The following is a 6,470-nucleotide window of genomic DNA, read 5'->3' as shown; positions in this document are numbered from 1 at the left end:
AAATACACTCTTTTTACTCTATTATACTCTCTCCGAAGTATTTCGGAGAGGTCTATTGGTTGACGAGTTAATCGTTCTCGCAAACGTTCCAAAGAGACCAGAAATTCTCGTCCCGGTTCTTCTCCCAACAGTCGCAATTTCTCTTCAACTAAACTTTCTATCGAGGCAATATCCTTAGTTTCTTTGCCAATGGGAAAATAGATAATATCCTCTTTGTTGGGAAAACGGGTTTTTAAAAACTTCCAAGCGAGAGTTGTTTTTCCCTGTCCCCCCGCACTCAATATCTGGATACATTTTGCTCCCTCTTGTATTAGCGCATTCAGATCCGCGATCGCTTCCTCTCGCCCGACAAAGTTTGGATCGAATGCGATCGCTTCTTCCTCTTTCACTAACTCCGGTTTATACCGCTTAAACAATTCAACCAGATCGCCGCGTCGGGAGGAATAGTCATCCTCGTGCAAATTCTCTAATCCAAACGCATCGCAGCTATTGCGGATATGCGATCGCACCGTCCCTTCTTTGATGTTCAAAATTCGTGCAATTTCCTCATCCTTTACCCCCGCGAGAAACCGTTCTAAAACCTCTCGCCGTCGTTTGGGGAGTCCCTGAAATGTCTGTTCAAACTGTCCTCGAGTCATTTTTGCACAAATTGCGAGTTTTTCCTTTAAACCCCCGTGCAAGAGATGTTTAAAGGTTGAGGCCTACTATCAGAATAACTCAAGTTAGAGCAAAAGGAGACAGTACCATGAGTTCCTTTGAACGTTGTTATCTGGTTATCGCGATCGCCAGTTTAACCTTACAGATCGCCAGTTTAGCGACAGAGTTTTACCAACCTCGCGAAACAATTCTCGCAACTCCTGCGGTAATTCGAGTCGATCGATAAACTCTGCGATCGTGAAGGGCGCAATGCTTGCGCCCTTGCGGAAATTGCTATTAATTTGAATTACGAGAAGAAATTACCCTACTCGCGATCGCGAAACGCAGCCCCAGCCGTATCGCAACCTAAACCAGATTTGAAGGGATTTTTAACCGTTCCGAACTGAGTGCGCCCTCCTCTAAAATCCGGATGCTATCTGGTGCAATTCGAATTCGCACTCTCTCTCCGACAGCAAAAGAACTCAAATTATTGCGATATAAATTCTGTCGTCTAATAGAGATTAAACTTTGTGAGGTTAAACGCACGATAAAACGAGTATCCGTGCCTAAATAAACCATTTCCTCAACAGTTCCCAATAATCCTTTTTCATCCAGATAATTCTCGGGATGAATGGTCGCTTTTTCTGGACGAATCACCAACGTCACAATTTTTCCAATGGGAAGTTCCGACTCGTAAGGCACGGAAATCGGTAACTCTTCATCCACTAAAACGATCGCACCTGCCTTTTGCCATTCAATCGTTCGTCCCACTAAAAAGTTACTTTCCCCGATAAAATCCGCCACAAAGCGACAATTAGGAGTTTCGTAGATTTCCGTTGGCGTTCCCACCTGTAACACCTGCCCGTTACTCAAAACTGCAATGCGATCGGACATCGTTAAGGCTTCCTCTTGATCGTGAGTCACGTAAACAAAAGTAATACCGACTTGCTGCTGCATCTGTTTGAGTTCGATCTGCATTTCCTTTCGCAGTTTGAGATCGAGTGCGCCTAAAGGTTCGTCAAATAATAAAACCTCTGGCTTTTTCACTAAAGCCCTTGCTAAAGCTACACGCTGCTGCTGACCTCCCGATAGTTGACGAGGACGGCGATCTTCCAAGCCATTGAGTTTCACTAAAGCTAGAACATCCCCGACGCGACTGCGAATTTCCGATCGCAGCAGGCGATCCATCTCCAAACCAAAGGCAACATTTTCAGCAACCGTGAGATGAGGGAAGAGGGCATAATTTTGAAATACTGTATTCACCGGACGATGAAAAGGCGGGCGATCGCCCATCGCTTCTCCATGAATGTAGACTTCTCCCGCAGTGGGCAACTCAAACCCCGCGATCGTCCGTAAAATGGTCGTTTTACCACACCCAGAAGATCCTAAAAGCGAGAAAAATTCGCCTTCTCGAATATTCAGAGTGACATTATTAACCGCTAAAGTCTCACGATTTTTTTTGCCTTTAAATATTTTCGATACATTAACCAGTTGAACTGCATCCATTGTTGCACCCTCTGCTAATTTGATTTTACGGCTCTTTAGAGTCGGAAAACTCTCAAAATCTGCGACTTTCTTAGCCTCCAATTGCAACTTTTACCTCAGTCCATGCTTGGTCATATAAAACAGTATCTTTGCCCAGATCGTCAGCATATTTTAACCGTTTAAATGTGTCGGCTGGGGGATAAATTCCGGGGTTTTCGAGATCTTTCTTTTCGAGTAAATTTTCTTCGCGGGCAGTTTTATTAGGAGAGCCATACTTGACATAATTGGAAATCCTCGCACTTACTTCTGGTTCGAGAATAAAATTGATAAATTGTTCGGCTAACTTTTTATGAGGAGCATCTTTAGGAATCGCTAAATTATCCGTCCAAACAATTGTTCCTTCCTTGGGGATGACATAGCGAATATCTTCATTTTCTTCCATGATTTGAAAAATATCTCCATTCCATTCAACCGCAATATCAACTTCTCCTTGATCGAGTAGATCTTGTCCGGTATCTGGTGCAAAGGTGGCAATAACGTCTTTATTTTTGATGAGAAAATCCCTTGCTTCAGTAATTTCATTTTCATTGAGAGTATTGGGATTGTAGCCTAAATACATTAAAACTACTCCCAAAATAGCTCGAGGTTCTTCCATCAATGCTACTTTTCCTTTATATTTAGAATCGAAAATTTCTTGCCAACTGGTAATCTCTTCCCCGGTTGCTTTAAGGTTATAACCAATGCCAATTGTTCCCCATTGATAAGGAATGCTGTATTTATTACCAGGATCGAAAGGTGGATCGACAAATGCCTCATCAATATGTTTGAGATTGGGGATATTATCGTGATTGAGTTCTTCTAATAAACCTTGAGCAACCATATTTTCAATAAAATCTCCACTGGGAACGATAATATCGTAACCGGGATTTCCCTGTTGAATTTTAGCGAGCAGTGTTTCATTATTTTCATAAGTATCGTAAATAATCTTGACATTAAACTTTTCTGAAAATTCTGGAATTGTTTCCTCATCAATATAAGTTGACCAGTTATAAATATTCAGAACCTTCTCGGTATCTCCATTGCCATTACTTTCCGTAGTGGCAGAATTTTGATTATTTGCTGTACATCCAAATGGTATAAGCAAGCCAAAAACGAATAAAAGTAGAAGAATCAGGATTTTTTTCATGATTTCGTCCTCGTCACTATAAAAAAATGAGAATGGGTAGAAGCATTAATAATCCCAGTCGTTCTATAGCATTCCTCAAATAGATGGAGTACATCAGAATTAACACAAGATAAGGATTTTGCGTTTTTTTGAGATGTACCTCGTCAAATTGAGGAACGCGATTTATCGATACATTACGTTGAACTGCATCTTTTGTTGCATCCACTCTCCCGTTAATTTTAACAGTCTTGTGGATTCGAGAGGCGTTCAAAATCTGCGACTTTGCTTATCCTCCCACTGCTACTTTGACTTCAGTCCATGCTTGGTCGTACAAGACAATATATTCTCCAATAGAGCTTAGAGATTTTAAACGTTCGTATGTTTCAGGAAGAGGGTAAATTTCGGGATTTTCCAAATCTTCCTTGATAATTAACTTTTCTTCTCGGGCGGTTTTATTCGGAGAGGCATATTTAACGTAGTTAGCAATCCTTGCACCTACTTTTGGTTGGAGAACAAAGTTGATAAATTGTTCGGCTAATTCTTGATGAGGGGCATCTTTAGGAATTGCCAAATTATCCATCCAAATCATTGTTCCTCGCTCGGGTATGGTATAGCGAATGTTTTCATTCTCTTCCATGATTTGAAAAATATCGCCACTTGCTTCAAATGCAATATCTACTTCTCCTCGAGCGAGTAAGTCTTGTCCAGTATTTGGAGCAAAAGTAGCAATCACATCTTTGTTAGCAATGAGAAAGTCCTTCGCTTGACTAATTTCGCCTTCATTAATCGTATTGGGATCGTAACCTAAATGCATCAACACTAGTCCCAATGTTGCTCGCGAGTCATCTAGCAATGCAACTTTCCCTTTATATTTAGAGTCAAAAATATCTTTCCAATTGGTAATCTCTGTCCCCGTCGCCTCAATGTTGTAACCAATGCCCATCGTTCCCCATACATAAGGGACGCTATATTGATTGCCCGGATCGAAAGGTGCATCGACAAATGCGTCGTCGAGATGTTTGAGATTGGGAATATTATCGTGATTGAGTTCTTCTAATAATCCTTGCGAAATCATAACATCCACAAAATCTCCACTGGGAACGATAATATCATAGCCCGGATTTCCCGGTTGGATTTTAGCGAGTAATGTCTCATTCGTGTCATAAGTATCATATTGAATTTTGGCATTAAACTCTTCTTCAAATTCTAGAATGGTTTCTTCATCGATATAAAGTGGCCAGCTATAAATATTCAGAACTGTATTGGTAGAACTAGAACTTCCTGTCGTACACGAAAACGACACTGTGAGGCCAAAAACGAACAAAAACAGAAGAGTCAGAATTTTTTTCATGATTTAATCCTCAAGATTAAAGAGTAGGACAATGACTAACCTTAGTCATTGTATTATAGATTTCAACGTCGCTGTAGCGCTAAAGAAGAAATAACAATACCAATAGACAGCAAGAGCATAATTGTTGAAATTGCATTAATGGCAGGAGTCACGGATAGTTTAATCATTCCATATACAAAAACAGGTAGTGTCGTCGATCCTACCCCATTGGTGAAAAAGGTAATCACAAAATCATCTAATGATAAAGTAAAGGCTAATAGCGCTCCACTGAGTATTCCCGGTGCAATTAACGGTAAAGTGACGTGCTGAAAAGCTTTCCATTCATTTGCTCCTAAATCTGATGCGGCTTCTTCTAAAGCCGGATCGAGTTCGGCAATCCTAGTTCTCACTATAATTGCAACATAAGAGATATTAAAAGAAACATGACCGATAATTACTGTGGGTAATCCCAAAACCAAATGAATTCCTGTTATATTTTCTAATAACTGAAAGATAAAACTAAAGAAAATCAGGAGAGAAATTCCCATGGTAATATCGGGAATGATAATGGGGAGAAATAATAATCCTTCTAAAACTGTGCGTCCGCGAAAGCGAAATCTTTCCATTCCTAATCCAATCGCAGTTCCCAGAATTGTTGCCAAAATTGTCGAAATTCCTCCGACAATGATACTATTCCCTAGAGCATCCCATATTTGCGTATTGTTGGGTGTTCCAGTTCCGATTAAGCCTGCAAAAAGATCGAAATACCAACTGAGAGTAAATCCACGCCAAACTGCCGTCGATCGCGATTGATTAAAGGAATAAATAATCAGGATTAAAATAGGGGCGTAGAGAAACAGAAAAGCAAAAATAGAATTCAACCATAAAGCTGATTTTCCGCAAGAACGGATTAATAAATCTATTTTTTTAGTTGTCGTTGGCACAATAGTCATTTTTCTTCTGAGACTCTAAAGTAAATAAGAATGGGAAGTAAGACAATTGCCATCATGGCGATGGATAAAACAGACCCAAATGGCCAATTTCTTGCCCCTAAAAATTGACTCTGAACTAAGTTTCCCATCATTAATGTTTTCGCCCCTCCTAAAATATCTGGGGTGACAAATTCACCCACAGAAGGAATAAAAACCAAGAGAGAACCTGCTAATATTCCTCGCGATGTTAAAGGTAAAACGATTCTGATAAAAGTTCTTAGATCGTTCGCACCTAAATCTTGAGAAGCCTCAATTAAAGAGAAGTTGAATTTTTCAATGGTTGCGTAAAGTGGTAAAATCATAAAGGGAAGGTAGCCATAAATCAGACCAATTGAAACAGCAAAAGAATTAAAAAGTAACTCTAAGGGTTCATTAGCAATTCCGAGACTTTGGATGACAATATTAATGACACCTTCGCTTCTTAACAAAACAATCCAAGCATAAATCCGAACTAGAAAGTTTGTCCAAAAAGGAATAATTACTAGAAATAAGAGAATGTTACGCCATTTGGGAGGTCGTAGAGCAATAAAAAAGGCAAGAGGATAGCCAACCAGTAAACAAGCTGAAGTTGTTAGAAAGGCAAGGTATAAGGAGCGAAAAAAGACTGTCCAGTAAATTGGATCGAAGAGGCGCTGATAGTTTTTTAGAGTAAAGATCCAACTCACACCACCATACGTTCCCCTTTCTAGGAAACTATAAATTAAAACAATAGTTAACGGGAAAATAAAAAAGAAGATCAGCCAGAATGTTCCGGGAAACAAGAAAACGAAAAGATTAATCTTTTTCCGTCTATCTGTTTGTAAATATAAATTTATTTTTTCCTGTAGTTTGAGTTGAGTGAAATTCATAGTAGAAGTTCAAA

Annotated in this window: 7 protein-coding genes; 1 reads left to right on the top strand and 6 read right to left on the bottom strand. The window is 39.7% G+C overall.

Going from position 1 to position 6,470, the window contains the following annotated elements:
• The coding region (locus tag AC6RV6_RS20810; RefSeq protein ID WP_500242794.1) for a LuxR C-terminal-related transcriptional regulator at positions 1–638 on the bottom strand (638 nt) is incomplete at its 3' end.
• Positions 639–745: 107 nt separating this feature from the next.
• On the opposite strand from AC6RV6_RS20810, the gene AC6RV6_RS20805 reads away from it, so the two are divergent.
• Complete coding sequence (locus AC6RV6_RS20805; protein ID WP_500242793.1) at positions 746–883, top strand: hypothetical protein; 138 nt, start codon at positions 746–748, stop codon at positions 881–883.
• 119 nt (positions 884–1,002) lie between these two features.
• Here AC6RV6_RS20805 and AC6RV6_RS20800 read toward each other — a convergent pair whose 3' ends face one another.
• From AC6RV6_RS20800 to AC6RV6_RS20780, 5 genes are all read right to left on the bottom strand, one after another.
• On the bottom strand, positions 1,003–2,142 hold the full coding sequence (locus AC6RV6_RS20800; protein WP_500242792.1) for an ABC transporter ATP-binding protein: 1,140 nt from the start codon (positions 2,140–2,142) through the stop codon (positions 1,003–1,005).
• Between the two features lie 70 nt (positions 2,143–2,212).
• A complete protein-coding gene (locus tag AC6RV6_RS20795) occupies positions 2,213–3,307 on the bottom strand; it encodes an ABC transporter substrate-binding protein (protein ID WP_500242791.1) in 1,095 nt (364 codons plus the stop codon).
• A gap of 265 nt (positions 3,308–3,572) precedes the next feature.
• On the bottom strand, positions 3,573–4,637 hold the full coding sequence (locus AC6RV6_RS20790; RefSeq protein ID WP_500242790.1) for an ABC transporter substrate-binding protein: 1,065 nt from the start codon (positions 4,635–4,637) through the stop codon (positions 3,573–3,575).
• Positions 4,638–4,699: 62 nt separating this feature from the next.
• Entirely contained in the window at positions 4,700–5,569 is an 870-nt protein-coding gene (locus AC6RV6_RS20785) for an ABC transporter permease (protein ID WP_500242789.1), read from the bottom strand.
• The gene (locus tag AC6RV6_RS20780) at positions 5,566–6,456 is read right to left on the bottom strand and encodes an ABC transporter permease (protein WP_500242788.1); all 891 of its coding nucleotides are present in this window, start codon (positions 6,454–6,456) and stop codon (positions 5,566–5,568) included. The genes AC6RV6_RS20785 and AC6RV6_RS20780 overlap by 4 nt, the downstream gene beginning before the upstream one ends.
• Between the last annotated feature and the right edge of the window lie 14 nt (positions 6,457–6,470).

Source organism: Spirulina sp. LEGE 11439 (genome assembly GCF_059821285.1).
The sequence above is the reverse complement of the archived record's forward strand: the minus strand, read 5'-3'. Positions and strand labels throughout refer to the sequence as shown.